A 24,607-nucleotide genomic window follows, 5' to 3' on the forward strand; every position below is an offset into this window, starting at 1 on the left:
CTTTTGACGGTTCGGCCACAGTATGCGGCAACATGAATAATCGCTCGGAGTGTCGCGAAGCCGGGCTAAAGTCGGCGTCCATGAGAAGGACACGAATACCCTGGATCGGCGCCGCGGCGGTGCTATTGCTCACGGCGGGAACGGTGACCGGCTGTTCATCCGATCAGGCCAAGGCGGATTCCTGCGCCGCGGTGTCCAACGGAACGCCGGTGGCCGCAGCCTCGGCCACCGCCGGTCCGACGAAGGATTTGAGCACCAATCCGGAGATCGCCACCGGCTACCGCTCCGGTATGACCGCGGTGCGCACCAAGACCTACGCGGTGTCCACCGCGAATCCGGTGTCCACCAAGGCCGCCTGCGAGGTGCTGAGCAACGGCGGTACCGCGGCGGACGCGCTGATCGCCGCGCAGATGGTGCTCGGGCTGGTGGAACCGCAGGCCTCCGGCATCGGCGGCGGTTCGTTCATGCTCTACTACGACGCCAACACCAAGAACATCGACGCGTACGACGGCCGCGAGGTCGCACCGGCCGCCGCCACCGAGAACTATCTGCGCTGGGTCAGCGACGCCGATCAAACCGTGCCGAAGCCGAACGCCAGGGCCAGCGGCCGATCCATCGGCATCCCCGGCGTGCTACGTATGCTGGAACTCGCGCATCACGACCACGGCAAGACGGCCTGGAAGGACCTGTTCGATCCGGCCATCAAGCTGGCCGACGGCGGATTCCCGATCAGCCCGCGGATGGCGAGCCAAATCGCCGACTCGGCAAAGGATCTCGCGGTCGACGACAATGCCAAGGCCTACTTCCTGAACCCGGACGGCACCGCCAAGAAGGCGGGCACGGTACTCACCAATCCGGCCATGGCGAAGACGCTCGGCGCCATCGCCACCGACGGCGCCGACGCCTTCTACACCGGGGCGATCGCGCAGGATATCGTCGCGGCGGCCACCGCCGCCTCCGGCGGGCGCACGCCGAGCGTAATGACCACCGACGATCTGGCGAAGTACCAGGTCAAGAAGCGCACCGCGGTGTGCAGCACCTACCGGACGCACCAGATCTGCGGTATGCCCGGCCCGTCCTCCGGCGGCATCACCGTCGCCGCGACCCTCGGCATACTGGAGAACTTCGACCTGTCCGCGCTGAAGCCGGACAATATCGACCGCAACGGCGGCAAGCCGAAAGCCGATGCGGTGCACCTGATCTCGGAGGCCGAGCGGCTCGCCTACGCCGACCGGGACAAGTACATCGCCGACCCGGATTTCATACCGCTACCCGGCGACGTGCAGCAGACCCTGCTCGACAAGGCCTATCTGAAGAAGCGCGCGGCGCTCATCGACCGCAACCACAGCATGGGCACCGCCCAGCCCGGCGACTTCGGCCCGGTCCCGCTCGGCACCGGCCCGCAGCCGCCGGAGCACGGCACCAGCCACATCTCCGTCGTCGACAAATACGGCAACGCGGCGAGCATGACCACCACCGTCGAATCGGCCTTCGGGTCCTTCCACATCGTCGACGGCTTCGTGCTCAACAACCAGCTCACCGACTTCAACGCCAGCCCGGTCGCCGCCGACGGCACCCCCATCGCGAACCGCGTGCAGCCCGGTAAACGCCCGCGCAGCTCGATGAGCCCTACCTTGGTCTTCGACAACGCCCTCGACGGCTCCCGCGGCCAACTGGTCGGTGTGCTCGGCTCGCCCGGCGGCGCGGTGATCATCCAGTTCGTCGTCAAAACCCTTGTCGGCATGCTCGATTGGGGCCTGGATCCGCAACAGTCGGTCTCCCAGGTCGCCTTCGGCGCGGCGAACACCCCGGTCACCGGTATCGGCGGTGAGCATCCGGCCATCAACGCCACCGACAAGGGCGATCACGACCCGCTGGTGCAGCGCCTTCGCGAACTGGGACACCAGGTTTCGGTCGATCAGCAGTCGAGCGGCCTAAGCGCCCTACAACGCGATGGCGACGGCTGGATCGGCGGCGCCGACCCCCGCCGCGAGGGCATCGTCCTCGGCGACGTGCGATAGGTCCGGTTCCGGCCGCCGACTACTCGGCGGCCGGATCCTCTTCCGCAGCAGCATATTTCGCACCCAACTCGCGCAACCGGTCCATCGCCCGCGCCGCATGCTCCTTGTCGTTGGAGCGGATCGCCAGCATCGGAACGTAATCGTCGTTCACCAGTTCCAGGCGCGCCCACGATTTGCCGTCCGGGAACGAGACGCCGCGGATATGCTCCCACGCGAATTCGTTGTCGCCGAGCACGTTCCGCACCGAGACACCGCGCGCGCCGACCCGCAGGCGCGGCCGCGTCAGCATCAGGATCGCCCCGCCGAGCAGCAACCCGATGCCGATGATCGCGATCTGGTCGGCCACCCGGAAGTTCACGCCGGTGGACGAGGTGCGCATCCAGATGCCGCCGACGATGAACGCGGCGGCCACCACGACGGCGCATACCCACGCGGTGCGCACGGCGCGGTGCGGCCGCACCTCCAGTTCCCATTCGGTTCGGGGCGCAGCGGTTTTCGTTTCGGCCCTCCCGCGAACATCCGGCATGGCGATACGCACCTCTCAGACGGACTGCCGCAGGGCGCGCAGGGTCAGCGCGGCGTCCAAGGCCGCCGCGCACGCCTGTTCGCCCTTGTCCTCGACCGAATCCGGGAATCCGGCCCGATCCAGGGCTTCCTGTTCATTGTTCGTGGTGAGCACGCCGTTGGTCACCGGGGTGGCCGCATCGAGCGAAACCCGGGTGAGCCCGGCCGTCACCGCATCGCACACGTACTCGAAATGCGGTGTGCCGCCGCGGATCACCACACCGAGCGCGACGACCGCGTCGTGGCCGCGCGCCAATTCCTGTGCGACGACGGGCAATTCCATCGCGCCGGCGCAGCGCACCACGGTGATGTTCGCGACGCCCGCGGCCTTGGCCACCCGCTCGGCGTTCGCCACCAGGTTGTCGCAGATCCGGGTGTGCCAGCGCGACGCGACGATGCCGAGCCGCAGATCCTTGGCGTCCGCGAGCGCGAAGGACGGTACGCCCGTACCACTCATCGATGGGTTCCTTTCGAGGATGGGTTCACTGCGCCGTCTCGCCGAGGTCGAGTTCGTCGAGCCCGACCAGGTCGTGGCCCATCCGATCCCGCTTGGTGCGCAGGTAACGTAGGTTTTCGGCGTTGGCGCGCAACGGCATCGGCACCCGCTCGGTGATCCGCAGGCCATACCCGTCGAGCCCGACCCGCTTGGCCGGGTTGTTGGTGAGCAACCGCATCGAGCGAATTCCCAGATCCACCAGGATCTGCGCGCCGGTGCCGTAGTCGCGGGCGTCGGCGGGTAGGCCGAGTTGCAGGTTCGCGTCGACGGTGTCGTGCCCGTTGTCCTGCAGCTGGTAGGCCTGCAACTTGTGCATCAGGCCGATGCCGCGGCCCTCGTGCCCGCGCATGTACAGCACGACACCGCGGCCCTCCTGGGCGACCATCTCGAGCGCGGCATCGAGCTGCGGACCGCAGTCGCAGCGCAGCGAACCGAATACGTCACCGGTCAGGCATTCCGAATGCACCCGCACCAACACGCCCTCACCGTCGCCGAGGTCGCCGCGCACCAGCGCAACATGTTCGACATCGTCGTAGATGCTCTGGTAGCCGACCGCGGTGAATTCGCCGTGCGCCGTTGGGATCCTGGCCTCGGCCACCCGCAGCACCTGCTGCTCGTGCTTGCGCCGCCAGGCGATCATGTCGGCGATGGAGATCAGCGCGAGATCGTGTTCGTCGGCGAAGACGCGCAACTCCTCGGTGCGGGCCATATGGCCCTCATCCTTCTGGCTGACGATCTCGCAGATCACACCGGCCGGACTCAACCCGGCCATCCTGGCCAGATCGACGGCGGCCTCGGTGTGCCCGGGGCGGCGCAGCACGCCACCCTCCTTGGCGCGCAACGGAACCACGTGCCCCGGCCGGGTGAAATCGTCGGCCTTCGCATCCGGATCGGCGAGCAGCCGCATAGTGACGGCGCGGTCGGCGCCCGAGATACCGGTGGTGACGCCCTCGCGCGCGTCGACCGTCACCGTGTAGGCGGTGCCGTGCTTGTCCTGGTTCACCCCGTACATCGGCGGCAGGCCGAGACGGTCGCAGGCATCGCCGGTGAGCGGCACACAGATGTAACCGGAGGTGTAGCGGATCATGAAGGCCACCAGTTCGGGGGTTGCCTTCTCGGCCGCGAAGATGAGGTCGCCCTCGTTCTCGCGGTCCTCGTCGTCGACGACGACGACCGCCTTACCGGCGGCGATATCGGCGACTGCGCGCTCGATGGTGTCGAACCTGGTCACGTCTGTTGTGCTCCATCTCGAAAAGGTGCCCCACTTACAGTAGTCGACCCCATCCGGGGCGACTTTCCGCCGCTACGCAACCGGTCCAACGAGCGACGATCACGACGGATCAAGCACCACGCTGCTGGAGCCGCTCCACATACTTGGCGATGACGTCCACCTCGAGGTTGACGGTGGTGCCGACGGCAGCGTGGCCGAGGGTGGTGAGCGCGAGGGTGGTCGGGATGAGCGAGACCTCGAACCAGTCGCGCGCACCCGGTTCGGCCGCTTCGCTCACGCCGAGGCCGGAGACGGTGAGCGAGACGCCGTCGACGGTGATCGATCCCTTCTCCACCACATAGCGGGCGATCGAGTCGGGCAGCGAGATGCGGACGACATCCCAGTTCTCCGACGGCTTGCGGGACAGCACGGTGCCGGTGCCGTCGACGTGACCCTGCACGAGGTGACCGCCGAGGCGGCTGTTCAGTGCGGCGGCGCGTTCCAGGTTCACCTTCGCGCCGGTGTCCAGTTTGCCGATGCCGGAGCGGTTCAGCGTTTCCGCCATCACGTCCACGGTGAAGCAATCGCCGTTCACCACCTCGACGACGGTGAGGCAGACGCCGTTGACGGCGATCGAATCACCGTGTCCCGCATCGGAAGTCACCAGCGGACCGCGGATGGTCAATCGAGCGGCATCGACCAACTGCTCGGTGCCGACGATCTCGCCGAGTTCCTCGACGATGCCTGTGAACATGCCATGACTCCCTGTCGCGTATTCGGTACCGGTAGCGGAACACGCCGCGCACCGTGCGCTATTCCCACCGGTCGGTGTCCCCCTCAGCGTAACGACGGCGGCGGACGGCGGCCGCCGGGTGGTCGGGTGGGCCGAATCGGACCGCCGGGCCGGAAAGTTTGCCCGCCGGCAAACATCCATGACCGTTGCGAGGGGAGTTATGCACAAGCGTGCTGAATTTTCACCGTTTACCAATCGGTGATAATCGTTCTATTGCGCTTTCGATACCACTGGAATGAATTTCGGTGGCGTTCATCTGCGGCGCGTAGTCTTTGTTCCCGGTGAGTACCCGAAAGAAACACGCTTATACCGTTTGCTTGCGCGACAGCCGGAATGGAAGCAAAATTGTTATGCAGCTGATTCCTGACGTTAAACTTCCCGCCGAGCAGTTCGAAGTGAACGGTTCGACCATGGGGCCGCCGTCCGGCCCGCGTAGTTCGACCAGGAAGTCCACCACTCGAGGAAGTAAGCACAGCACTGTGGGTCAATCAAAGTTCGACACAATTGGGGGTTCGGCGTGACCACACTTCTCGATTCGACGCTCGAAGTTCGCTGCGTGCAGTATCGCCGCGAATTTCATATGCCCGCATCGATCGACCCGACGTCGCGCCGGATTCTCCTCCGGATCGGCACCCATTACGGTGCCATCACGATGCCGGCGGATCTCGGCGAACGCGTCCAACGAAAACTGGAACTGGACGGTATCGCCGGCTCCGTTGTGCATCACCCGAGGGCCCGGCGCTGGACCTTCATCACCGGACCGGCCCGGCCGGAAACCCTGACCGCGGCCGTATCCGCAGAATTGTTCCGGCTGTACGCAACCGTCGCCTGCACGGGCAGCCAGGTCGTGCTCCCCTCCCCCGATGACGAGCGCACCGGCTATCGCACCTGGATTCAACCGCCGGAAACCGTGGTCACCCTACCCCCGCTGACCGCGGTGATAGAGGCCACCCGGGCCCTCGGCAGCACCACCGCGCGGGTGTCCTAGCGACCTCCGCCGGCTAAGGCAACCGAAGTGCCGCAACATAATTCGATGAACCGGTGCAATCGCATCGCACCGGCCTCGATCACCTATCGGCGCAAGACAATTCAGTGCGCGCGCGCCGCGGCCGCCTGCGCCCGCAGTGCCCGCACCGCCGCACCGGGATCGGCCGCGCTGTACACCGCCGACCCCGCGACGAAGCAGTCCACACCCGCCTCCGCCGCCTGCTCGATGGTGTCGGCGTTGATCCCGCCATCGATCTCCACCAGCAGTCGCAGCTCACCGGCGTCGACCAGCCTGCGCACCGTGCGCGCCTTGTCCAGCACGTGCGGAATGAACGACTGCCCACCGAAACCCGGTTCGACGCTCATCACCAGCAGCGTGTCGAATTCGCGCAGGATCTCCAGATACGGCTCGATCGGCGTATTCGGCTTCACCGACAGTCCCGCCTTCGCACCCGCCGCACGGATATCGCGGGCCACCGCGACCGGATCGTCGGCGGCCTCCGCGTGGAAGGTCACATTGTGCGCGCCCGCCTCGGCGTACGGCGGCGCCCAGCGGCCCGGGTCGTCGATCATCAGGTGGCAGTCCAGCGGAATGTCCGTGGCCTTCAACAGGCTTTGCACCACCGGGAGTCCGAGCGTCAGGTTCGGGACGAAGTGCGCGTCCATCACGTCGACGTGCAACCACTCGGAGCCGGCGACGGCCGCTGCCTCGTCCGCGAGGCGCGCGAAATCGGCGGAGAGAATGGACGGGGCGATCATCGGCGCGGCCGGGCGCGTGAAACTCGGGTTGGACACAACGCGGCAGTCTATCGGTAGCGTGGGTTGCCGAGGCCGAGAGTGGGTAGCCTGCATAGAGTGATCAACATATCGGCGGAACAGGGGCTTTACAGCACCCCGGTGGAGATCAGGGTCGCAGCGGCGGTACCTCAGCTGCCCATCGTGCGCGGACTTGCCGAAACCCTGGTCTTACTCAGCGATTTCACGCTGGACGAGGTCGCCGACATCAGGCTGGCGGTGGATGAGGTCTGCTCGACGCTCATCGCTGTCGCCCTACCGGGCAGTTTCCTACAGTGCCGGTTCACCATCGGCGAGAAGGAATTGCTGGTGCGGGTGGACGGAGTCGCGGCCACCGAGGGGCTACCCGACGAGCACAGCTTCGGCTGGCACGTGCTGCGCACGCTCACCGATCAGGTGGCGGCGGCGCAGGAACCGTTCGACGCCACGGCATCCGGATACCCGACGACCGTTGAATTCCGGCGGGTCCGGGGGAAAGCGTAGTGGCGGACACCCAGCAAAACGACGACAGCGTGTACGACTCGGAACAAGAAGAGGACGGCACCGAGGCCGACGAGACCGTCGAGGAGGCCGAAACCCTCGAAGCGGCAAGCGCGGTCCCCGGTTACGACGATGTCGGCGTGCTCTTCGGCCGGATGGCCGAGGCCGCATCCGGCTCGGCCGAGCGGGCCACCATCCGTGACCAACTGATCAGTCGGTGCATACCGCTGGCCGATCACATCGCGCGCAAGTTCAGCGGGCGCGGCGAACCGTTCGACGATCTCACCCAGGTGGCCCGGGTCGGTCTGGTGCACGCGGTGGATCGCTTCGATATCGAACGCGGCTCGAATTTCCTGTCTTTCGCGGTGCCCACCATCATGGGCGAGGTCCGCAGGTACTTCCGGGACAACACCTGGGCCATGCGGGTGCCGCGCCGGGTGAAGGAAACCCACCTGCGCATCGGCGCCGCCATCGACGCGCTGTCGCAGACCCTCGGCCGTTCGCCGACCGCGAAGGAGATCGCCGCCGAACTCGGTGTCGACCCGGACGAGGTGATGCAGGCGGTGATCGCCGGCAACGCCTACCAGCCGAGTTCGATCGACGCGGCATCGGCGGGTCGCGACACCGAGGCGTCCCTGCTGGACACCCTCGGCGAGGAGGAATCCCAATTCGATCGGGTGGAGGAGTATGTCGCGATCCGTCCGCTGCTGGCCGGACTGCCCGAACGGGAACGCCGCATCCTCACCATGCGCTTCTTCGAATCCATGACGCAGACCCAGATCGCACAGCAGATGGGCATCTCGCAGATGCACGTCTCCCGCATCCTGTCGAAAACCCTTGCCCGCCTGCGGGAACAGTCCCGCAGGGAGTGAGGGGCGCTACTCCGGTTTACGCAGCGCCGCCAGGAACATCGCGTCGGTGCCGTGCCGGTGCGGCCACAGTTGCGCGGCCGGTCCGTCGCCGAGATCCGGCACACCGGGCAGATATTCGCGGGTGTCGAGCTGTTCGGCACCGGTGCGGCGGACCGCATCGGCCACCACCGAAACGGTTTCCGGTAGGTGCGGCGAACAGGTCGAGTAGAGGACGACGCCGCCGGGGCGCAGCAGATCCCATGCGGCGGAAAGCAATTCGCGCTGCAAGCGGACCAGCTCGGCGACATCCGCCGGGGTGCGCCGCCAGCGGGCCTCCGGCCTGCGGCGCAGCGCACCCAAACCGGTGCACGGCGCGTCCACCAGGATGCGGTCGTAGCCGGGGGTGAGCCCGCTGTCGCGGCCGTCGGCCACATGCACCGTGACAGGAAGGTCGGCGGTGGCCCGGCGAACCAATTCGGCGCGATGCTCCGCGGGTTCGACCGCGTCGATGCGGAATCCGTCGATCGCGGCGAGCGCGCCGAGCAGCGCCGCCTTACCGCCGGGTCCGGCGCACAGATCCAGCCAGCGACCGTTGTCCGGCCCGAGCAGCGGGGCGCGGGTCAGCGCGAGCGCCACCAGCTGGCTGCCCTCGTCCTGCACGGCGGCCATACCCTCGCGGACCGGTTCCAGCTTGCCGGGATCGCCGCCGTCGAGGTACACCGCGTACGGCGACCAGCGGCCCTCCTCGCCGCCGGTCACCAGCGCGAGCTCCTCCGCGGTGATATCACCCGGCCGGGCCACCAAATGCACCGCCGGGCGGGCATCGTCGGCCGCGAGCACCTCACGCAGCTCACCGGCCCGCGCGCCGAGCGCGTCCGCGAAGGCCTGTGCGATCCACGCCGGATGCGCGAATTCGAAGGCCAGCCGCCCGACCGGATCGCTCGGCGCGAGCTCGTCCACCCATTCCTCGACCGATTTCTCCCCCGCCCTCCGCAGCACCGCGTTGACGAAACCCGCCTTACCCGAACCGAATTCGGTCCGCGCCAGCGCCACCGAGGTATCCACCGCGGCATGCGCGCCGATCCGGGTGCGCAGCAGCTGATACACGCCGAGCCGCAGCACATCCAGCAGCGGCCCATCGATCTCCGCGACCGGCCGCCCCGCCCCCGCCGCGATCACCGCGTCGAGCAGCCCGAGCGACCGGCACGCCCCATACGCCAATTCGGTGGCCAGCGCCGCATCCCGCCCGGCGATCCGCCGCTCCCGAAGCAGCGCGGGCAGCACCAGATTCGCGTACGCGTCCCGCTCCCGCACCGCCCGCAACACATCCCGCGCCGCGACCCGCACCGGATCCCCCGCCTCCACTCGCTTACCGCGCCCGGACCGATCCCCGCCATCGCGCCCCGAATTCCCCCGCACCCCACCATCTTTCGCCCAATCACCACGACCCGACGACCGGCCACCACCGGACCGGCCGGATCCACCCGCACCACGCCCCGAATCTGCCCGCGAGACACCATCTTTCGAGCGATCATCACGACCCGAATCCGACGGCCGACCACCACCGGACCGGCCGGATCCGCCCGCACCACGCACCGAACCCGCCCGCGAGACACCATCTTTCGAGCGATCATCACGACCCGAATCCGACGACCGACCACCGCCGGAACGACCGGATCCACCCGCATCACGCCCGAAACCAGCCTGTGGTGCCCCATCCTTCGACCGTCGACCAGCACCCGAATCAGACGAACTGCCAGCACCGGTGCGGCTGGTTCCGCCCGCGCCACGCGCCGAACCCGCCCGCGACTCCTTAGACCAATTACCACCGCTCGAACCAGGCGACCCGCCATTGCCGGTCCGGCCGGCTCCGCCCGCGCCACGCGCCGACGCACCGCCCTTCGACCGGTTATCGCCGCTCGCCCCCGACGACCGGCCGCCGCCGGAACGCTCGGGTCCTCGCTCGCCGCGTCCTGAATTCACCTGCGCCACCTCGTTGTCCGACTCGACATCCTGTCAAGGCCATGACGACAGTTCGCCGCCGGACCTCCACTCACCACGCGCGGAAACCGCCCGCGCCACATAATCACTCGCCCCGGTAGCCCGCCGAGTTCGCCTCGACCGATCACCACCGGAACCTCACTCATCGAACCGCTCACCACAGCTCCGCACGGAGCCACCCCGCCGCCGGATCGCTCGGCACTACCTCGCACCGAGCGATCCGCACCGGACTCGGCGGCGCGATCCAATCGACGGCCGGAACCTCGCTCACCGGACATCACATCCTCGCTGCCAACACGCTGGATTTCCCTGCGCCGCACCGGCATTCGATTCATCGACACGACAGCCCTGGCGCCCGATCGACCCGCGTTCACCGGACGGCACAACCGCCCGTTCGACTCATTTACCGACCGCCGCCGGTTCATCTGCGCCGTCCGATCACCGAATCTCGAGCCCCGTTCCCGGCCGGACCGGCGGCCTGTTGCCGAGACACGTTGATGCACAACATCTTTCGATGCTCTCGGCTATCGCTCAGGCGTGGGGCGCGCCCCGTCGCCCGCACCGCGCCGAATACTGCCGGCCCGCGACGCCACGACGGTCCGTCGGACGCCACCCCCGGCGGGACCGAAGCCGTCGGGCGGATCGTACCGCCGACGGCCGGGGTCCGGCGGCAATGCCTCATTCGACGACCGCGCCGGGCTGGAGGCGGGCGCCGCGCGCCCAGTCCAGGGCGGACATCATCCGTTTGCCTTGGGGCTGAACCTGATTCAGTCGGACGGCGGTTGTTGCCGTGCCGATATATACGCCGGATTTGCGCACCTCGATGACGCGCTCGGGCAGCGCCTCCGGCACCATTTCGACCGGGCCGAGCTTGAGGCGGGCGCCATTGATCTCGGTCCATGCGCCGGGCGCGGGGGTGACCGCGCGGATGCGGCGGCAGATGGCGAGGGCGGGCAGGTCCCAGCGGATGTGGCCGTCTTCCGGATTCACCTTGGGCGCGTAGGAAACTCCCTCGGTGGACTGCGGAATCGCTTGCAGTGAGCCATCTTCCACACCGTCGAGGGTGGTTTCCAGCAGCCGGGCGCCGGTTTCGGCGAGCCGGTCGAGCAGGGTGCCGGCGGTATCGGTGACCGCGATCTTCTCGGTCACCACGCCGAAGACCGGCCCGGTGTCCAGGCCCGCCTCGATCTGGAAGGTGGACGCGCCGGTGATCTCGTCGCCCGCGTCGATGGCCGCCTGCACCGGCGCCGCGCCGCGCCAGGCGGGCAGCAGCGAGAAGTGCAGGTTGATCCAGCCGTACCGGGGTATGTCGAGCACCCGCTGCGGCAGCAGCGCGCCGTATGCCACCACCGGGCAGCAGTCCGGCGCCAATTCGGTGAGCTGGGCCACGAATTCGGGTTCGGCGGGTTTCCGGGGCGTCAGCACCGGGACGCCGTATTCGTCGGCGAGGCGGCCGACCGGTGAGCGCATCACCTTGCGCCCGCGCCCGGCCACCGCATCGGGCCTGGTGACCACGGCGATCACCTGGTGACGCTCGGATTCGAGCAGTCTGCGCAGCGACGGCACCGCCGGCTCGGGCGTACCCGCGAAGACGACGCGCATCAGCGGCCCCGTCCGAACGGGCCCTGCGCGGCACCGATCGCGCGCGAACCGCGGACCGTGATACCCGCCCCGAACCAGTCGGATTCGCGGATGGTGCGCATCGCGGCCTTGCGGTCCGCGGGATCGAGCCGATCGATGAACAGCACACCGTCCAGGTGATCGGTTTCGTGCTGTACGCAGCGCGCGAGCAGCCCCTCGGCGTCGAATTCGACCGGCGCACCGTGCATATCGACACCGGCCACCCGGACCCGTAGCGCCCGTCTGGTGTCGTAGCGCACACCGGGTATCGACAGGCAGCCCTCGGGCCCGATCTGCTCCTCCGTGCCCACCACCTCGTAGCGCGGGTTCACCAGATGGCCCTGCGCATCACCGGTGTCGTAGACGAAGACGCGCAGGCCGATCCCGATCTGCGGCGCGGCCATCCCGACCCCGCCGTCGTCGTACATCGTGTCGAGTAGGTCCGTGACCAGCTGACGCAGCTCGCGATCGAACTCGGTGACCTCCGCGGCGCGGGCACGCAGGATGGGATCGCCGAACAGGCGTACGGGCTGAATGGTCACGGTTTGCTCCCGGAAGCGGTCGAACACGGTCGTCTCATTCTAGTGAGATGCCCGGTTACCTCGGATCACACCAATCGGCGGGCCGGAAGCTGGTAGAAATCCAATGCGGTCCGGGCGGGGTGCAGAACTTCCCCCGCCCGGCCGTCTGGTTCGCCGTCAGGAGTGTCCGGCGATGATCACCTGTGGGATCCCGGTGCCGAGCGCGACCGATTTACATACCGGCGCCGGTGCGTGCTCCGGGTCGAGCAGCTGCAGCAGCAGTTGCTGGACGAACGGGTCGTAGACCATGTTGAAGTGCCCGGTCTGATCCTCGGGGCACAGGTCCTGCAGCGCGATATTGCGCGCACCCGGCCCGCGCAGCGCAATGTTGCCGAACGGCTGGATCATCTCGTCGACCTTGCTGCCGACGGTGACGTATCGTACGCCGGGCACGGTGTCGCCGCCGCGGTTCAGCTCGACCATCACCGGCGAACCCTGCGCCTGCTCCACCGCGGCGACCGAGGTCAGTTTCTCGAATACATCGAGCCCGCCGGGGACCGCCTGCACCACCGGCACCAAGCCGTACATCACGCCGCCGTAGGTCGGCGAGGCGAGGCCGATCCACTGATCCACCTTGGGCGCGCCGCCCATCTTGTTGATGTACATCCGAGTTACGTTGGCGCCCTGGGAAAATCCGACCATGTCGACCTTTTCCGCATGGGTGGCCGCGAGCACCTGGTCCACGAAGGCGCCGAGCTGCTGCGCGCCCAACGACATGTGTTCCGTACCATAGGTTTTCGGATTCCCCTCGGCGCCGCCGTAATTGAGGGCGAAAACACAGAAGCCCGCCGCGGTGAGCTGCGGCGCGATACCGGACCAATCGGAGTAGACGGTCGAATCGGTACCGTGCGCGAGCACCACCGGACGGGGGTGCTCGCGGGTCGGCTTGCAGTCGAAGTTGTTGGTGCCTGCGGGCACGGCCTGCGGATGCGCCTTGATGTAAACGGCGGCGGCCAGGTGGTCGCCCTGCGGCGGCGCGGCCTCGGTGGGGATCATCGGCGGCCGGTACCCGGCCGGATCCGCATTACCGGTCGCCGCGCCGGAGCCGACGACGGCTCCGGCCAGCGCGCACGCCAACACCGCTCTTCGGAATTGTGAGACGCTCCAATTCCGGGCGCCACCCTTTTGTCGCATGTCACCAATGATCTACCGTGGCGGTGCGAAACGCGTACTCGGGTCGGCGTTTTCAAACGCCCTCAATTTTCGGGGGTGTCGTCCTCGGCGAGGATTCGGTAAAGCGAGCGCCGCGCCTCGGTGAGCACCTCGGCCGCCTTCTCCGCCTGCTCGGGGGTGCCCGCCGCCGCGACCTGCGCGACCGCGCCCATCAGCTGGCCGATCAATCCGCGCAGGTCGATGGCCTGCGCGCCGACGTCCTGGGTGACATCGGCCCACGGATCGCCCAATTCTTCCCGGTGCGCCTCGACGTATTCGGTTCCGGCCTCGGTCAATTGGGCGGTCTTGCGACCCGCCACCTTCTCGATGAGCACCAGCCCCTCGTCCTCGAGTTGCGCCAGGGCAGGGTAGATCGATCCGGGGCTCGGCCGCCAGATGTCCTCGCTGCGCTCACGAATCTGCTGGATGAGCTCGTAGCCGTGCATCGGGCGCTCGGCGAGCAGCAGCAGTACCGCCGCCCGCACGTCGCCGCGCCTGCCCCGCCCGCCGCGACCACGGCCGCGACCGAAGTGCGGACCGAAGCCGGGCCCGAATCCCGGACCGAAGCCCGGCCCGAATTCGGGGCCGAAGCCGCGGCGGCCGTGCCGATGCCGGGCGAACTGTTCCCACTCCTCATGTCCCGGGCCACGACGCCGTCCGCGGCGTCCGAAATCCGGGTATTCCTTGTTCTCCATAAAAGCCTCCTTGGGCCCTCGTGTTCGTATCATGCTATCGACGATATATCGACAATAGATCGAACACAAGGGCCTGATGGAGAATTTCGCTCCAGCGCAGGTCAGGACGCCGTCGGCACCCAGTTCCCGTGGAATCCGGCGGGGACGCGGTGCGGCAGATGAATGCTCGCGACCGTCTCCAGCGTCGCGGCATCGAGAATGGCCAGATCACTGCGATCGGTCGTCGCGTCGTATACGTAGCCCATGAGCACGCCGTCGTCCTCCGCGGCGTCGGGCGCGGAAGGCTGGAAGACGAACTCCCCCAGGTGTTTTCCTTCTCCGAACGATTTCACCGCGGTGCCGCCGCGCAGATCGTGCTTGAGCAGTACAGAATCGGGTGCGACCCCCTCGGTCACGCCGGTGGCGTACCCGTAGCGGTACCGCCTGCCCACCAGGCGCTCATCGATCCGCGGGAATTCCTGCGGCCGATCGTCCAGCCGAGTCTGGCGCACCTTGCCGTCGGCGAGATCGACGATCCAGCGATCCAGCGACGGCGCACCGTCGTTCGGGCCGAGCCGATCGACATCGAACATCTTCGGATAGCGCACCACATCGAGTACGACCGTCTCGCCGTCGTCGTAGGCGTTCATCGGATGGAAGACGAAACAGGGGTCGATATCGAACCAGCGCACATCGGCATTGCCGCCCGCGCGCGGCATAACACCCACGCGCGCAGGGTATTTCGGATTCCAGCGGAAGGGTACCCGGCGATCGCGCGGAACCGTGACCTCCGCCGACCCGGGTGGATTCGGCAACTTCACCCGCCCGATCAGCGCCGACAGCAGCAACCTGGCCGGTAGGCGAAGGGCGCGTGGCACATTCATCCGTTCGACGATGAGGCCCGTATCGAAGGTGACCGGCAGATCGTAGAAGACGACGTACTTCTCGGTCAGCGAGAAATCGTGCATCATCGGATTGCCGGTGACCTCGACGTCGACGGCCCGCCGAGCCCGCCCGTCGGCGCCGATCACCGTGTACTGCACCAGATTCCGGCGCCCGAACGAATAAGAAACCGCGTGCAGTTCGCCGGTGCCCGGATCGCGCTTCGGGTGCGCGGTATATCCGCCGGTCAGCGTGCCGTCGAAATCACAGATGCCGAGCGTGTCCAGTTCCTCGTCCAGCTCGTAGGGGGCGAATCCCGCCTCGACCAGCGCCAAAGTCTTTCCGGCATGGCCGATTACGTTGGTGTTCGCGCCCACGCCCGAGGTGGTGGTCGGATCGACGACGAAATCCTCGCCCAGCGCCTTAGACGTCACCGGGCCGCGCACGAAGCGATTGCGGTACCACTCCGCCTTGCCGTCCCGGATCCGGATGCCGTGGACCATGCCGTCGCCCGCGAACCAGTGGTACAGCGCGGGATCCAGGTCGCCGACGGGATTGGGCCCGTTGCGCAGATAGCGGCCGTCCAGGTAGCCCGGAATCGTTCCACTGACCTCCAGATCGGTCAGCGTGTATTCGTCGCGAATAGGCGCGAACGCGCCCTCCAGATACCGATTGCCCATCACATCCCCAAATTTCATAACGTTGTTATGCCGACTAGGATAACCCTGTTATGAAGGGTCGGCAATGGTGAAACATGCTTCGCGGCAAACGAATACGCGGGAACGGCTGCTGGCGGCCGGACTCCGGCTACTGGAGGACGCCGGCCCGGAAGCCCTGCAGGCCCGCCGGGTCGCGGCCGAGATCGGCGCGTCGACGATGGCCGTGTACACCCACTTCGGCGGGATGACCGGACTGCTGGAATCGGTTGCCGAGGAAGCGTTCTCGCGCTTCTCGGCGGCTATGGCCGCGGTCCCCCGCAGCGACGATCCGATGGCGGACCTCTTCCGCGTCGGCCGGGCGTATCGCGAATACGCCCTCGCCAACCCGCAGCGCTACCGGCTGATGTTCGGACCCACCGCACCGGGAACCCCCTACCGCCCCGGCGTCGACCTCACCACGGCACGGACACCGAATCCGTTGCGCGACCCCGCTTTCGGGCAACTCCTCGAGTTGATCGAGCGGATGATCGCGGCGGGCCGCATCCGCGCGGATCCGGCACTCGACGTCGCGGGACGGCTGTGGAGCCTCACCCACGGCGTCGTCACGCTGGAGATCACCGGGTATTTCGGTACAGGCGGAAACACATTCGGGCAGATCCTCGGACCCGCCTTCGTCGACCTGTTCGTCGGCATGGGCGACGAACGCGCCCGCGTCGAGAGCTCGCTGCGGTCCGCATTGGCGTGAGTCCGCGCCTCAGGCCGCCAGCGAATCGATCCAGCGCTCCAGCCGCGCACCCTCCGTGCGCATCAGCTCTGGATCGCGAAAAGTATTGGTGAGCAGTGAAATTCCCTGGTACGCGGCGACGAGTGCGACAGCGAGCTCCCGCGCGTCGGCGCGGCCCATCGCGGCGAACTGCTCCTCGGCCCAATCGACGAGCACCCGTATCACCTCGGCCAGTTCCCGATCCAGACCGTCGGCGCGCTTATCCAGTTCGGTGGCCAGAGTTCCTGATGGACAACCGAATTCGACGGCCAGCCCGCGCTGTTCCACCCAACAGCGCACCAGCGCCCGCAAGCGATCCCGCGGCGTCGCATGCTTTTCCAGCTCCGCGATGATCCCGCGGATGGTGCGCTCGTGCGTGCCGATCGCCGCCTGGACGAGCTGATCCTTGGTCTTGAAGTAGTAGTAGACGTTGCCGACCGGCACCTCGGCGGCGCGCGCGATATCCGCGATGGTGGTCTTCTCCACACCCTGCCGGTGAAACACCTCGGCGGCCGCGGCCGCCAACCGCTCCCGCTTGCCCACCTTCGACGACGCCGCTGAGTTAGCCATACGACTCACTCTAGACAGGCGCGGCGGCGTCCGGCTATGTTAATGAGTCAGCCAACTAACTAAATGGAGCGCACGCAATGATCGTGGTGACCGGAGCAACCGGCAATATCGGCTCGAACCTCGTCCGCATCCTCGCCGAATCCGGTGCGCGGGTGACGGCGATCTCCCGCGGCAGCAAGGATTTCCGGCTGCCCGACGGGGTGCGCCACCACACCGCCGATCTGGCCGAGCCGCAAACCCTTGCCCCCGCCCTGGACGGCGCCGAGGCGCTATTCGTGCTCATCAGCGGCGACCAGCTGATCGATGGCCCCGCGCCGGAGCGGCTGCTCGATCTCGCGCGAGCCGGTGGGGTGCGGCGGGTGGTGTTCGTATCCTCGCTCGGCGTGGTGACGCGACCGGACGCGGACGGTTACGCCCGGCTCGCGGCCTTCGAAAAAGCCCTGCGGGCAAGCGATTTCACCTGGACAATCCTGCGGCCGGGCGGCTTCTACACCAATACGTACGCCTGGGCCGAATCGGTGCGCACCGCGCGGACCGTGGCCGCGCCCTTCGGCGATATCGGGCTGCCATCCGTCGACCCCGCCGATATCGCGGCGGTGGCGGCCGCGGCACTGCGCACCGACGACCATGCGGGGCAGACATATACCTTGACCGGCCCCGCGGTCGTCACCCCGCGCGAGCAGTCCGCCGATCTCGGTGCGGCACTGGGTGATTCGGTGCGGTTCGTCGAGCTCACCCGCGACCAGGCCCAGGCGGGCATGCGGCAGTTCATGCCCGCCGCCGTCGTCGAGCACACCCTGTCCATCCTCGGCGAGCCGACGCCGGAGGAACTGGCGGTGAGCATCGATATCGAGCGCATCCTCGGCCGCCCCGCCACCGGCTACGCGGAGTGGGCGCGCCGGAATCGCGCGGCGTTCGCGTAATGCTCGATCGACCGGGCCGAATACGAGCGTTTCGGCCGGATTCGGTCGAAGCCGATCAGCGAGGTAGGCAGTACGTCGCCATCGTGGTCGCAGCCGTGTATGTCATCAGAAATCTGTGCGGCGTGGGCGGATACGGTGGTGAGGTCGAACAGGACCGTCGGTCCACGCCGTATTCGCCTGAAAATCAACCGGATTCGCAGGCCTGAGAGGCGGCGTCGGCTTGTGTCGATCACCTCATTGATCGGCGATAGCGGGTAATGCTTGCCGCCGGAGCAGAGGCCCGCGAACCACTACCGGACCGGGGCCTGGATGGGCGCAGCACCGGTTGGTTCCCGCTCAGGTCCGGTCGGCGATGAGGCGAATCTGCTGGACGCCCTTGCGGTCCCGGACGTCGACACCGTGCTCGGCGAGCTTCTCGTCCAGCGCCTCCACCTCGAGGGGTTTCTTGTCGGCGATGGCGCGGCGGCGGGCGCGCAGCAGGCAGTGGACCGCGTCGTCGATCTCCGGCCTGCCGTCCATCCAGCGGGTGAATTCCGTTGCGTACGGGTCGTTCTCACCCACCCACGGATAGCCGTGCAGGCGGAAGGCGGTTTCGACATCGCCGCGGCCGAGGTCGCCCGCACCGAAGCGGGCCAACCGCATTCGGTTTCGGTCGACCAGCACCAGATCGTCGTCCTCGCGGAATACGGCCGCCACCCGATCGCGCGGAACGAATCGCTCGCGCCCGTTCTGGGACAGCTCGACGTGGTCGGGGGAAACCGTCAGCACCAGGCTCTCCTCGTGGGCGATGCCCGCCAGGATCAACCCGCCGATCAACCCGACGGCCGCGCCGATCGGCATCAGCCAGACCGACGGCACGGTGAGCGCCAAACGCAGCCAGCCAGGGGCGATTTCGATCGTGTCGACCAGCCAGTGCCCGATCGGCGGGAGCGCCGCTCCGACGCCGGCGCCGAGCATCAGCCCGGCCAGTGTGAAAACCCAGGCCCAGACCCTGGGCAGGCGCAGGGTGGTCGGTGCGGTCGATGTCGTCATCGGTCCTCCGTTCCGATCGGACGCAACAGGCGGGATACGGTGGCCCGCACGAGCGGGCGGGGGTCGTGCGGGTGTGCGGGGTCGGCGTTCAGGAAGGCCGCGTCGACCACGGCGAGAATCCAGCGCGCCGTTTCCTCCGGCGGGAATCCGGGATCGAGCTGCCCCTGATCGCTCCCGCGGCGCAACAGCACGGTCAGCGCCTCGGCACTGCGCCGGGCGTCCTCCAGGACAACGGCCGTCAGGTCCGGGTCGTGATCGATGCGCCGCAGCAGCTCCACCATCAGTCCGGGCGCCGCCGGGTCGAGCGCCTCCGCGGCGAGTTCCTCGACGAGGTCGAGTATTGCGGCGACACAATCAATTCGGTCGATATGTCGCGAAATCAGTTGCGCGTGTTCGGGAATCGATGATTCGAAAATCGCCCGGAACACCGCGGCCTTGTCCTGGAAGTAATAGAACACGCTGCCCGAGCTGAGCCCGGCCGCCTTCGCGATCTGCGCGGCGGTCGTCCGGTCGTACCCGTGCGTCGCGAACAGATTCGCCGCCACCCGCACGATCGACGCGCGCCGCTCAGCCACCCGATTCGGATCAACACTTCTGGCCACACGGCCACTCTATCATTAACTGATCGGACAGTTAAAGAATAAGTCCGCGCTTGCCTGCGCCCCGCACTACTCCGTGAGACGTCCGCCGGATCGGCGAGTGCGACCATAGGTCGCCCGGAGCGCCGGCCACCGCTTTGTGGCGCAGTCCCCGCCTCCGCCTTCGGTTAGCTACCGGAGCTCGGTGTTTCGTCCCAGGTTGCCTCTTCGCGTAGGTCGACCGGGCTTCCGGAGGTATGGCGCCACTGTTCGGCGGTGCGGATGAGGTCCCGGCAAACCTGATTCAGGAAGTTCCCCATGTCGAGCAGCCGAGCCCCGGCCGGTGTCGCCGCCCCGAATACATCGACACCGTCGCGAGCGACGTCGGCCAGTACCTCGTTCATCCGGGCGCTGGCGAGTGTGGCTCGGAGCCAGACATCGTCATCGATGACGTAGCGGTCGCGGCGTCCGGCATCCCGTGTGCGGCGGATGAGTTCTTGATTCTCGAGGTAGCCGACGGCCTTGGAGATCGAGGCCGGACTGACCCGCAGTCGGTCCACCAGCTCAGCACTGGAGAGGCTGCCGGTATCGGTGGTGTACAAGCAGGACAGTACGGCCGCCGTCATCCGGGGCATACCGGTGCCTGTCAGCAGCTCGGTCAGTCGCGCGGTGAATTCCTCGACGGCCTCGGGGTCGCGTCCCGGTACATGGGCTACCGGGGTGCGCGGCGGGGCGGTCGTGGTGTTGCGGCGACGCCGAGTCCGTTGTTGGGCGGCGCGCTGCGCGCGGTCGGGCCGGTAGTCATTGGGACCGCCATTGCGCATCACTTCGCGGGTGACCGTGGAGGTCGGCCGGTCCAGCCGTTTGGCGATCTCGGTGTAGGACAGGTCAGCGGCCAGCCCCTCGGCGATCGCACGACGGTCTCGGTGGGTGAGCCTGCTGCCCGGCATAACGCTGCCTCCTGAGATGGTCCGCGCGGTCAGTCTGCCGCTCCCGGGCATTTAGTGCAACACAGCAGGGCCGATCACTTTGCATTAGTCAACAGTATCGTTGCAACAATTATATTGCAGCTAGCTGCGAATATGTCAGTTCGTTGCGCAATAGTTGATTGACGAATATTCGAATGCAACATAGCTTTTCCTCATCGCGAAAGCCGCGAACGGAAACCAGGAAGAGCTGAAGATGAACACCACCGGTCACACCGCCACCGTCCAGCACGTGTTGGAACAAGCCGTGACGCAACAGAACTACCCCGGCGCCTTCGCCCAGATCCGCGACGGCGAGTCCACGTCCTTCCTGTCAGCGGGCGTCGCCGACACCGGCAGCGGCCGACCCGCGGGACCGCGCGACCAGTTCCGGGTCGGCAGCATCACCAAGACCTTCACCGCGACCCTGATCCTGCAACTGGCCGCCGAGTACAAGCTCAGCCTCGACGACACCGTCGAGCAGTGGCTACCGGGGCTGGTGCAGGGCAACGGCCACGACGGGCGCAAGATCACTATCCGGCAGCTGCTCAACCACACCAGCGGGATCTTCGGTTACACCATGGACGAACGCTTGCTCGAATCACACTGGACACCTGAACTGCTCGAGCATCGCTTCGACAAGTTCACCCCCGAAGAGCTGGTACGAATTGCCGTATCCCATCCCGCCGACTTCGAACCCGGCACCCAATGGGGTTACTCCAACACGAACTTCGTCGTCGCCGCGATGATCGTCGAACGCGCCTCGGGTCTGTCCTATGCCGAGGCCATCGAATACCGGATCAGCCGTGCACTGAAGCTGACCGACACCTATGCGCCCGGTTCCGACACCGGTTTCCGCGGTCCGCACGTGCGCAATTACTCGACGCTCATGGTCACCGACCCGCAAGCCCCGATCCACGATGTCACCGAGATCAGCCCGTCCTACGCCTTCGGCGTCGGCGAAATCATTTCCACCGCAGACGATCTCACGACATTTCTCGGTGCCCTACTCGGCGGACGCATCCTGCCGCCCGCCCAGCTCGACGAGATGCTGACCATGACACCCGTCCCCGACGGCACCTGGCTGGACGGCTACAGCTACGGACTCGGCATCTCGTCGGTGATGTTGCCCAACGGCACCACTGTTTACGGACACGGCGGAATGATCTTCGGCACCTGGTCGTACTTGTACGGCACGAAGGACGGTCACCGCACCGTCGCCCAAAACGTCAACGGCGACTGGGGCATGCCACCCATGGGAATCTTCATCGACCTGCTCGACGCGGCATTCACGACCAACGAATGAGTGGACGACGCCGCTGGCTCAGCAGATCAGCCTCAGGTCCTGGCGTGCACCGCCGATGTGGACAACCGTTGTTGCTCACCGACCGGGGCCCGGCTTCCAACCGTGCACACGACGTACGGGTGCTCGGTGCGTATCCAAGGTGCGACTAAGCGCAAGGCGCGATCGGCTGCCGGAAAGTTGGTGGGTCAGCCGATGTCGATGGGGTCGATCTGGACGCGGAGGGGGGCGTCGGAGCGGTGGGTGCTGCGGATCGCGAGGGCGGTGCTGAGGGCGCGGGCCAGGGCGGAGCCCGCGGATCGGTCGACGCGCAGGATGGTGCGTTCCACCTCGGGCGGGGAGTCGCCGCTGCTGAAGGGTTTGCGGGCGCCGGGGGGCAGCGGGACCGGGCCGAGTATCGCGACCGAGCCGGGAAGATTTGCGGCGGTGAGTAATTCGGCGATGGCGTCGGCGGAGCCGTCGATCGCGGCCATCCGGACGGCGGGCGGGAAACCGACCTCGGCGCGGGCGGCGAGCTCGGCCGCGGCATGTCCGACGGGATCCCAGCGGACCAGTGCCTGCACCGTCGGGATCGCCGGATCCGCCATCACGATCACCTGGCCGTGCGCGCGGACCAGCGCGGCGGCACACAGCCAGCGGCGCAGCGCGTCCTCGGCGGCGCGCAGGTCGGCGCGGCCGAGCAGCGCCCAACCGTCGAGCAGCAGCGCGACACCGTAACCACCGGGAACCACCGGTTCCGCGCCGACGGTCGCGACGACCACCTGCGGCCCCGGCTCCACCGAATCGAGCACCGCACCGCCACCGGATCCGCGGATCGGCACGCCGGGAAAGGCGCGGCCGAGTTCCTCCGCGGTGCGGACCGCACCGATCACCACGGCACGCAATATGCGGGAGCCGCAGGACGCGCAGCGGAATGCGCTCTCGGTGATACCGCACCACCGGCAGCTAGGGCTGTGCGCGATCTCATTGCGCCCCTTGGTGTTTCCCTCCGGCAGCGCCAGCGGTCCGTTGCAGTGGCGGCAGCGTGCCGGTGTCCGGCATTTCGCGCACGCCAGCGCCGGGATGTAGCCGCGCCGCGGCACCTGCACCAATACCGGCGCGCCCTCCTTCAACGCGGCCCGTGCCGCCGCGAACGCCGCACCGGGTATCCGGATCGCCCGCGCGATCGGGTCGCGCTCCAGCGCCGCATCGGTGTCGCCGGGCGCGCTGATCCGCGGCATGGCCTTGCGCAATACCGCGCGATCGGCTAAAAGATCGTGCGCCCAACCGGACTCGACCACCGCCTGGATTTCCGCGGTCCGCGCGAAACCGGCCGCGACGAACGCCGCGCCGGTCTCGTGCGCGCGCAGCATCGCGACCTCCCGCGCATGCGGATAGGGCGCCCTCGGCTCCGCGAACGTATCGTCGCCGTCGTCCCAGATCGCGATCAACCCGAGATCCCGCGCCGGCGCGAATACGGCGCTGCGGGTGCCGACCACCACCCGGGCCGTCCCGCGCAATACCGCGAGCCACCGCCGGTACCGGGCGGCCGGACCCAACCCCGCCGCCAACCCGACCGCCGAATCCCCCACCAGCCGAACACATTCCGCCAACACCCGATCCAAATCCCGCTGATCGGGCACCATCAGGATCGCACTGCGCCCCCGCGCCACAACCACGGCCGCCAACTCCGCCAACCGCCGCGCCCAATCCTCCCCCGGCAACGCCTGCCACGCCGCTCGCGGCCCCCGCCCCGCCCACAACGCCCCCACAAACGCGGCCCCATGCACATACCGCCCCCACCCCGCCACATCAACCGGCACCCCCTCAGACGAAACAGCCTCCCCCACAATTGAACTCAGCTCGGCCTGCAACGGCCGCCCTACCTGACGACCGCCCCCGCCGAAACCTGCTCCCCCACAACAACGCCCGGACCATCCCCATGCCGCCCGGCACCGCCGCTCGATGCCCCGGCCTCGGATTGGACTGGTTCAGGCGAACCAGCCTGCGCCACACCTGGGTTCAGTGGCGAAACACGCAGCGGTCGCCCAGCCACACCACGCTCGCTTTGCGCCGGAACCGGCTGCCCCACACCAGCTCCCGAACCATCCAGACCAGCGTCATCGTCCGCCTGGACCTCAGACCGCGCCGCATCAGGCGGAACAGCCTGTACCGCCGCTTGATCCAGCCGCTCGGCCCGCACCGGCCGAGCGGCTCCGCCGCGATCATCTCGCGCCGGAACCGGCTCGCCCGCAGCGGCTCCTGGTGCATACCCGTGCCGCCCGGCACCGCCGACCGATGCCCCAACCTCGGATTGCGCCGCATCAGCCGGAGCAAGCCGCGCCGAACCTCGGTTCCGCCGATCGACTCGCGCTTGCCCAGTTGCTGCGCTGCGCTCATTCTGCGCCGAGGCCGGTCCTGCCCCAACAGTTGCCGAACCCGCACTGCGCCGCCTCACATCGGACGATGCATCCCCAGCATCACCCGGTACCGGCACTTCAGGCTGCGCCGCAGCAGACGAAATAAGGGGCGTCGCACCGTGGTCCAGCGACTCGGCCGACAGCGGCTGACCCATCTCATCATCATCGCCGAGCGCCGGAACCGGCTCGCTCGCAGTGGCTCCCGATTGGTCCCCGCGACGCCGGACGCCGCGGCTCGATGCTCCGGCCTCGGATTGCGCTGCAATAGACTGTGTCGGCTCTTGACCCTGTCGGGCAACTCGCGCTTG

Annotated in this window: 24 protein-coding genes; 7 read left to right on the forward strand and 17 right to left on the reverse strand. The window is 67.7% G+C overall.

Annotation, left to right across the window (positions count from 1 at the left end):
- The first annotated feature begins 80 nt into the window (after window positions 1-80).
- The gene (gene ggt, locus F5544_RS27970) at window positions 81-2,021 is read left to right on the forward strand and encodes a gamma-glutamyltransferase (protein WP_167475952.1); all 1,941 of its coding nucleotides are present in this window, start codon (window positions 81-83) and stop codon (window positions 2,019-2,021) included.
- A gap of 19 nt (window positions 2,022-2,040) precedes the next feature.
- On the opposite strand, the gene F5544_RS27975 is transcribed toward ggt, so the two are convergent.
- The 4 genes from F5544_RS27975 to F5544_RS27990 all read right to left on the reverse strand — a co-directional run bounded on the left by F5544_RS27975 (window position 2,041) and on the right by F5544_RS27990 (window position 5,045).
- On the reverse strand, window positions 2,041-2,547 hold the full coding sequence (locus tag F5544_RS27975; protein WP_167475953.1) for a PH domain-containing protein: 507 nt from the start codon (window positions 2,545-2,547) through the stop codon (window positions 2,041-2,043).
- A gap of 15 nt (window positions 2,548-2,562) precedes the next feature.
- Window positions 2,563-3,042 (reverse strand): 6,7-dimethyl-8-ribityllumazine synthase, encoded by a 480-nt coding sequence (gene ribH / locus F5544_RS27980; protein WP_167475954.1) that lies wholly within the window; start codon window positions 3,040-3,042, stop codon window positions 2,563-2,565.
- A 25-nt stretch (window positions 3,043-3,067) separates the two neighbouring features.
- On the reverse strand, window positions 3,068-4,312 hold the full coding sequence (locus tag F5544_RS27985) for a bifunctional 3,4-dihydroxy-2-butanone-4-phosphate synthase/GTP cyclohydrolase II (RefSeq protein ID WP_167475955.1): 1,245 nt from the start codon (window positions 4,310-4,312) through the stop codon (window positions 3,068-3,070).
- Window positions 4,313-4,421: 109 nt separating this feature from the next.
- On the reverse strand, window positions 4,422-5,045 hold the full coding sequence (locus F5544_RS27990) for a riboflavin synthase (RefSeq protein WP_167475956.1): 624 nt from the start codon (window positions 5,043-5,045) through the stop codon (window positions 4,422-4,424).
- Window positions 5,046-5,601: 556 nt separating this feature from the next.
- On the opposite strand from F5544_RS27990, the gene F5544_RS27995 reads away from it, so the two are divergent.
- Window positions 5,602-6,072 (forward strand): hypothetical protein, encoded by a 471-nt coding sequence (locus F5544_RS27995; protein WP_167475957.1) that lies wholly within the window; start codon window positions 5,602-5,604, stop codon window positions 6,070-6,072.
- Window positions 6,073-6,173: 101 nt separating this feature from the next.
- Here the strand turns inward: F5544_RS27995 and rpe are convergent, their stop codons facing one another.
- Entirely contained in the window at window positions 6,174-6,830 is a 657-nt protein-coding gene (gene rpe / locus F5544_RS28000) for a ribulose-phosphate 3-epimerase (protein WP_167479523.1), read from the reverse strand.
- A gap of 96 nt (window positions 6,831-6,926) precedes the next feature.
- On the opposite strand from rpe, the gene F5544_RS28005 reads away from it, so the two are divergent.
- Both F5544_RS28005 and F5544_RS28010 read left to right on the forward strand, forming a co-directional pair.
- Window positions 6,927-7,349 (forward strand): ATP-binding protein, encoded by a 423-nt coding sequence (locus tag F5544_RS28005; RefSeq protein ID WP_167475958.1) that lies wholly within the window; start codon window positions 6,927-6,929, stop codon window positions 7,347-7,349.
- Window positions 7,349-8,218 carry an RNA polymerase sigma factor SigF gene (locus tag F5544_RS28010; RefSeq protein WP_275106970.1) on the forward strand — a complete coding sequence of 290 codons (870 nt, stop codon included), beginning with the start codon at window positions 7,349-7,351 and terminating at the stop codon, window positions 8,216-8,218. The genes F5544_RS28005 and F5544_RS28010 overlap by 1 nt, the downstream gene beginning before the upstream one ends.
- Before the next feature lie 6 nt (window positions 8,219-8,224).
- Here F5544_RS28010 and F5544_RS28015 read toward each other — a convergent pair whose 3' ends face one another.
- The 6 genes from F5544_RS28015 to F5544_RS28040 form a co-directional block, all read right to left on the reverse strand.
- On the reverse strand, window positions 8,225-9,562 hold the full coding sequence (locus tag F5544_RS28015; RefSeq protein WP_238847491.1) for an RsmB/NOP family class I SAM-dependent RNA methyltransferase: 1,338 nt from the start codon (window positions 9,560-9,562) through the stop codon (window positions 8,225-8,227).
- Window positions 9,563-10,876: 1,314 nt separating this feature from the next.
- Window positions 10,877-11,800 (reverse strand): methionyl-tRNA formyltransferase, encoded by a 924-nt coding sequence (gene fmt / locus F5544_RS28020; RefSeq protein ID WP_167475960.1) that lies wholly within the window; start codon window positions 11,798-11,800, stop codon window positions 10,877-10,879.
- Window positions 11,800-12,360, reverse strand: coding sequence for a peptide deformylase (gene def, locus F5544_RS28025; RefSeq protein ID WP_167475961.1), 561 nt, complete (start codon window positions 12,358-12,360; stop codon window positions 11,800-11,802). The genes fmt and def overlap by 1 nt, the downstream gene beginning before the upstream one ends.
- A 156-nt stretch (window positions 12,361-12,516) precedes the next feature.
- A complete protein-coding gene (locus F5544_RS28030) occupies window positions 12,517-13,533 on the reverse strand; it encodes an esterase/lipase family protein (RefSeq protein WP_428847073.1) in 1,017 nt (338 codons plus the stop codon).
- Between the two features lie 62 nt (window positions 13,534-13,595).
- On the reverse strand, window positions 13,596-14,246 hold the full coding sequence (locus F5544_RS28035; RefSeq protein ID WP_167475962.1) for a PadR family transcriptional regulator: 651 nt from the start codon (window positions 14,244-14,246) through the stop codon (window positions 13,596-13,598).
- Window positions 14,247-14,347: 101 nt separating this feature from the next.
- Window positions 14,348-15,787 carry a carotenoid oxygenase family protein gene (locus tag F5544_RS28040; RefSeq protein ID WP_167479526.1) on the reverse strand — a complete coding sequence of 480 codons (1,440 nt, stop codon included), beginning with the start codon at window positions 15,785-15,787 and terminating at the stop codon, window positions 14,348-14,350.
- 64 nt (window positions 15,788-15,851) lie between these two features.
- Here F5544_RS28040 and F5544_RS28045 point away from each other — a divergent pair, with 64 nt between their 5' ends.
- Entirely contained in the window at window positions 15,852-16,511 is a 660-nt protein-coding gene (locus F5544_RS28045) for a TetR/AcrR family transcriptional regulator (RefSeq protein ID WP_167475963.1), read from the forward strand.
- Between the two features lie 9 nt (window positions 16,512-16,520).
- Here the strand turns inward: F5544_RS28045 and F5544_RS28050 are convergent, their stop codons facing one another.
- Entirely contained in the window at window positions 16,521-17,099 is a 579-nt protein-coding gene (locus F5544_RS28050) for a TetR/AcrR family transcriptional regulator (protein ID WP_167475964.1), read from the reverse strand.
- A 77-nt stretch (window positions 17,100-17,176) separates the two neighbouring features.
- Here F5544_RS28050 and F5544_RS28055 point away from each other — a divergent pair, with 77 nt between their 5' ends.
- A complete protein-coding gene (locus tag F5544_RS28055) occupies window positions 17,177-18,022 on the forward strand; it encodes an SDR family oxidoreductase (protein WP_167475965.1) in 846 nt (281 codons plus the stop codon).
- Between the two features lie 336 nt (window positions 18,023-18,358).
- On the opposite strand, the gene F5544_RS28060 is transcribed toward F5544_RS28055, so the two are convergent.
- From F5544_RS28060 to F5544_RS28070, 3 genes are all read right to left on the reverse strand, one after another.
- Entirely contained in the window at window positions 18,359-19,054 is a 696-nt protein-coding gene (locus F5544_RS28060; RefSeq protein WP_167475966.1) for a YqeB family protein, read from the reverse strand.
- Entirely contained in the window at window positions 19,051-19,656 is a 606-nt protein-coding gene (locus F5544_RS28065; RefSeq protein ID WP_167475967.1) for a TetR/AcrR family transcriptional regulator, read from the reverse strand. The genes F5544_RS28060 and F5544_RS28065 overlap by 4 nt, the downstream gene beginning before the upstream one ends.
- Window positions 19,657-19,820: 164 nt before the next feature.
- Window positions 19,821-20,582 (reverse strand): GbsR/MarR family transcriptional regulator, encoded by a 762-nt coding sequence (locus tag F5544_RS28070; RefSeq protein WP_167475968.1) that lies wholly within the window; start codon window positions 20,580-20,582, stop codon window positions 19,821-19,823.
- A 232-nt stretch (window positions 20,583-20,814) separates the two neighbouring features.
- On the opposite strand from F5544_RS28070, the gene F5544_RS28075 reads away from it, so the two are divergent.
- Window positions 20,815-21,903, forward strand: a complete 1,089-nt coding sequence (locus tag F5544_RS28075) for a serine hydrolase domain-containing protein (protein WP_167475969.1) — start codon at window positions 20,815-20,817, stop codon at window positions 21,901-21,903.
- A gap of 185 nt (window positions 21,904-22,088) precedes the next feature.
- Here F5544_RS28075 and F5544_RS28080 read toward each other — a convergent pair whose 3' ends face one another.
- Together F5544_RS28080 and F5544_RS46595 are read right to left on the reverse strand one after the other, a co-directional pair.
- A complete protein-coding gene (locus F5544_RS28080) occupies window positions 22,089-23,753 on the reverse strand; it encodes a primosomal protein N' (RefSeq protein WP_428847074.1) in 1,665 nt (554 codons plus the stop codon).
- 148 nt (window positions 23,754-23,901) lie between these two features.
- On the reverse strand, window positions 23,902-24,279 hold the full coding sequence (locus tag F5544_RS46595; RefSeq protein WP_167471238.1) for a hypothetical protein: 378 nt from the start codon (window positions 24,277-24,279) through the stop codon (window positions 23,902-23,904).
- Window positions 24,280-24,607: the final 328 nt, after the last annotated feature.

This window comes from Nocardia arthritidis (assembly GCF_011801145.1).
GTDB lineage: Bacteria > Actinomycetota > Actinomycetes > Mycobacteriales > Mycobacteriaceae > Nocardia > Nocardia arthritidis_A.